General features: G+C 45.5%; 3 protein-coding genes and 1 pseudogene. All 4 read left to right on the top strand.

The genetic code is table 11. The annotated features are described in order from the left end of the window. Nucleotides 1-869, top strand: a pseudogene (locus SPADD19_RS11330) (urocanate hydratase); the annotation flags it as partial. Nucleotides 870-952: 83 nt separating this feature from the next. Then, entirely contained in the window at nucleotides 953-1,852 is a 900-nt protein-coding gene (gene ftcD, locus SPADD19_RS00670; RefSeq protein WP_003008641.1) for a glutamate formimidoyltransferase, read from the top strand. Nucleotides 1,853-1,863: 11 nt separating this feature from the next. Next, on the top strand, nucleotides 1,864-2,493 hold the full coding sequence (locus SPADD19_RS00665) for a cyclodeaminase/cyclohydrolase family protein (RefSeq protein ID WP_061454938.1): 630 nt from the start codon (nucleotides 1,864-1,866) through the stop codon (nucleotides 2,491-2,493). A 35-nt stretch (nucleotides 2,494-2,528) separates the two neighbouring features. Further along, the coding region (locus SPADD19_RS00660) for a formate--tetrahydrofolate ligase (RefSeq protein WP_128861552.1) at nucleotides 2,529-2,773 on the top strand (245 nt) is incomplete at its 3' end.

The following is a 2,773-nucleotide window of genomic DNA, read 5'->3' as shown; positions in this document are numbered from 1 at the left end:
CTCGTCACTTTGCAGTGATTAAAGCTTTGACGGCTAAAGGTACTTACTTCTTCGACTACGGTAATGCCTTCATGAAATCTGTTTACGACTCAGGCATCAAGGAAATTTCTAAGAATGGCTTGGATGACAAGGACGGCTTCATTTGGCCATCTTATGTAGAAGATATCATGGGACCTATGCTCTTTGACTATGGATACGGTCCATTCCGTTGGGTCTGCCTCAGCGGTAAACACGAAGACTTGATTGCAACTGACCATGCAGCGATGGAAGCGATCGATCCAACTCGTCGCTACCAAGACCGCGATAACTACAACTGGATTCGCGATGCTGAAAAGAACCAATTAGTCGTTGGTACACAGGCTCGTATCCTCTATCAAGATTGTATGGGCCGTGTCAACATTGCATTGAAATTCAATGAACTCATTCGCCAAGGCAAGATCGGACCTGTCATGATTGGACGTGACCACCATGACGTATCTGGTACAGATGCTCCATTCCGTGAAACATCCAATATCAAAGATGGTTCAAACGTTACCTGTGATATGGCCGTTCAATGTTACGCTGGTAACGCTGCTCGCGGTATGAGTCTCGTCGCTCTCCACAATGGTGGTGGTACTGGTATCGGTAAAGCTATCAACGGTGGATTTGGGCTCGTCCTAGACGGTAGCCACCGGATCGACGAAATCATCAAATCTGCCATTGCCTGGGATACCATGGGCGGAGTTGCTCGTCGGAACTGGGCACGGAATAACCATGCCATTGAAACAGCGATCGAGTACAACCGTCTCCATGCAGGAACAGACCACATCACCATTCCTTATCTGGCAGATGAAGATTTGGTCAAAGAAGCCGTTCAAAAATTGTTTTAACATCAAAAAATAAAAACTGAGAAAGGGGAGGAAAATACAAAGACTTCTCCTCCCCACCTTCTCCTATAAAAAGAGGTAATCATATGGCAAAAATTGTTGAGTGTATTCCAAACTTCTCTGAAGGACGCAATCAGGCTGTGATCGACGGATTAGCCGCAACAGCAAAAAGTATTCCAGGTGTCACTTTACTAGACTACTCGTCTGATGCCAGCCACAACCGTAGCGTCTTTACACTCGTTGGGGATGAAGAAAGCATTCAAGAAGTGGCTTTCCAATTGGTGAAATACGCTTCTGAAAACATTGATATGACCAAGCACGAAGGCGAACACCCTCGTATGGGGGCAACGGACGTTTGTCCATTTGTTCCTGTCAAAGATATCACTACAGCCGAATGTGTTGAAATCGCTAACAAAGTGGCCGAACGCATCAATCGCGAATTAGGTATTCCAATCTTCCTTTATGAAGATGCCGCAACTCGTCCAGAACGGAAGAACTTAGCGAAAGTGCGCAAAGGACAATTTGAAGGAATGCCAGAAAAATTGTTGGAAGAAGACTGGAAGCCAGACTACGGTGAACGCAAGATTCACCCAACTGCAGGGGTTACAGCTGTCGGTGTCCGGATGCCACTCGTTGCTTTCAATATCAACCTTGACACAGACGACCTAGAGATTGCCAATAAGATTTCTAAAATCATTCGTGGATCAAGCGGTGGATACAAGTACTGTAAAGCGATCGGCGTCATGCTAGAAGATCGCAACATCGCCCAAGTCTCCATCAACATGGTCAACTTGGAACAATTCCCATTGTATCGTGTTGTGGAAACCGTTCGTTTCGAAGCGCAACGCTATGGTGTTCGCATCATCGGAACAGAACTTATCGGACTCGCTCCTGCTAAAGCTTTGATCGACTCTGCTGAATACTACTTGCAATTAGAAGACTTTGACTACAGCAAACAAGTCTTGGAAAATCACTTGTTGGGTTAGAAAGGGGATCTATGAAACTAGTTGACTTAAGTATTACAGAGTTTGCCAAGGTCCTTGGTTCGGATGCTCCAGCTCCAGGAGGGGGCTCTGCCGCTGCCCTATCCGCTGCGAATGGGATTTCCCTTACAAAAATGGTCTGTGAACTGACCATTGGAAAGAAAAAATACGCAGAATTTGAAGACCACATCAAAGGGGTTCACGAAAAAAGCGCTCACCTCCAAGACCAGTTACTAGAAGCTATTGACAAGGATACAGAAGCTTTCAATGTCGTATCAGCTGTCTTTGATCTTCCAAAAGAAACGGAAGAAGAGAAAGCCGCTCGTCGCGAGGCCATGCAACAAGCCTTGAAACAGGCAACTGAATCTCCTTTCTCTATGATGGAGCTCATCGTTGAGGCTCTTGAAACCACTAAAGAAGCTGTCGGCAAATCCAACACCAATGCGGCAAGTGACTTAGGGGTAGCTGCTCTGAATCTCAAAGCTGGCCTTCAAGGGGCTTGGCTCAACGTCCTGATCAACATTTCAGGAATCAAGGACCAAGACTTTGTCCAAGAATACCACGGCAAGGGTCTCGAACTCCTCCAAACAGGCTCTGATCTTGCAGACAACATTTACCAAACCATTTTAGAAAGTCTATCATAAACCTAGCAAATAAAAATAAAGAAAGAAGGGATTCTATGGTTTTATCGGATATTGAAATTGCCAATTCTGTCCAAATGAAGCCCATCACCGATATCGCTGCTGAACTTGGTTTGACCGAAGACGATATTTCGCTCTACGGAAAATACAAGGCAAAAATTGATAGCAACCAACTGGAACAACTCAAGGATAAGGAAGATGGAAAGCTGATCCTCGTGACAGCCATCTCTCCGACACCTGCTGGAGAAGGAAAAACAACCACCTCTGTTGGATTAGTCGATGC

This window comes from Streptococcus parasanguinis (assembly GCF_001578955.1).
Taxonomy (GTDB): Bacteria; Bacillota; Bacilli; order Lactobacillales; family Streptococcaceae; genus Streptococcus; species Streptococcus parasanguinis_U.
The sequence above is the reverse complement of the archived record's forward strand: the minus strand, read 5'-3'. Positions and strand labels throughout refer to the sequence as shown.